Consider the following 927-nt stretch of genomic DNA (forward strand, 5'->3'; position numbering starts at 1 on the left):
GACGGCCTGCGTTTCGCTATCCGTGAAGGTGGCCGTACCGTAGGTGCTGGTGTTGTAGCTAAAGTTATCGCTTAATCGATACTTTAAATGCACACATGAAAGGGGGGGCTTCGGCCGCCCCTTTTGTTTTTGGGCTTTATCTGCCCTGTGAGATACTGGGCAAAACCATTGATTGAGGTAGTTTCCGTGAGCAAACCCGCCATTTTTCTGGATCGTGACGGTGTCATCAATGAAGACACTGGCTATGTCAGCCAGGTCGATGACTTCCATTTTCTGCCCGGAGTCATAGACGCCCTGCTGCTCCTCAAAAAGAAAGGCTATCTGCTGGTTGTTGTGACCAACCAGTCCGGAATCGCCCGCGGCTACTTCAGTGAAGATGACTTCATGAATCTGACCGAGTGGATGGATTGGTCACTGGCGGATCGGGATGTGGACCTCGATGGCATCTATTTCTGCCCCCATCATCCGGATCACGGAGCCCCCTGTGATTGCCGCAAACCGGAGCCAGGCATGCTGCTGTTGGCGCAACAGGAACTGGGGATCGACATGAGCCGTTCCTATATGGTGGGTGACAAGCCTTCCGATCTGAAAGCCGCCATCAATGCCGGGGTTGGGCATAAGATCATGGTCAGAACCGGTAAGCCAATCACCGAAGCGGGTAGCGCACTCGCAGATGCTATATATGACAATCTGTATGATTTTGCCGTCGCGGTGCCTGCAGCGAGCTAATTTCGCCGGTTAAATATGCTGATTGGTGGATTTGCGAGCGATTGAACGATGAAAGCCATCTTTTTGCAATTATCCCCTTGCCAGAACGAATTCACTCCCTATAATGCGCCTCCATCGACAGGGCAAGCGGCAACGCAAACAACCTCGTCGGTAACCTCGAAAAGCCTTTGAAAATAAGGCTTGACTCGAGAAGGCGGT

The 927-nt window shown here is 52.1% G+C and carries 2 protein-coding genes; both read left to right on the top strand.

Annotated features, from left to right (window positions below; genetic code table 11):
• Positions 1–75 (top strand): hypothetical protein (locus tag G5193_RS21685; protein WP_197724836.1); only part of this gene is annotated, 75 nt, incomplete at its 5' end.
• 111 nt (positions 76–186) lie between these two features.
• Complete coding sequence (gene gmhB / locus G5193_RS21690; protein ID WP_280205610.1) at positions 187–729, top strand: D-glycero-beta-D-manno-heptose 1,7-bisphosphate 7-phosphatase; 543 nt, start codon at positions 187–189, stop codon at positions 727–729.
• Positions 730–927: the final 198 nt, after the last annotated feature.

It is taken from the genome of Aeromonas sp. 601027 (assembly GCF_049174455.1).
Lineage (GTDB): Bacteria > Pseudomonadota > Gammaproteobacteria > Enterobacterales > Aeromonadaceae > Aeromonas > Aeromonas veronii_A.